The 322-nt window shown below is 54.0% G+C and carries 1 tRNA gene and 1 rRNA gene; both read left to right on the forward strand.

Going from position 1 to position 322, the window contains the following annotated elements:
* A 16S ribosomal RNA gene (locus tag AC3IFE_RS01510) occupies positions 1 to 134 on the forward strand; the annotation flags it as partial.
* Positions 135 to 197: 63 nt separating this feature from the next.
* A tRNA-Ile gene (locus tag AC3IFE_RS01515) sits at positions 198 to 274 on the forward strand.
* Positions 275 to 322 lie beyond the last annotated feature (48 nt).

The following is a 322-nucleotide window of genomic DNA, read 5'->3' on the forward strand; positions in this document are numbered from 1 at the left end:
CACCATGGGAGTGGGTTTTACCAGAAGTGGCTAGTCTAACCGCAAGGAGGACGGTCACCACGGTAGGATTCATGACTGGGGTGAAGTCGTAACAAGGTAGCCGTATCGGAAGGTGCGGCTGGATCACCTCCTTTCCAGAGCTATCTCGCGAAGTTGAGCGCTCACGCTGATCGGCTGTAAATTAAAGACAGACTCAGGGGTCTGTAGCTCAGTCGGTTAGAGCACCGTCTTGATAAGGCGGGGGTCGTTGGTTCGAATCCAACCAGACCCACCATTGTCTGGCGGTAGGTACACCTGAGGAATACCTGTACATGGGGGCATA

Source organism: Burkholderia sp. APQ4-4ca (assembly GCF_057837105.1).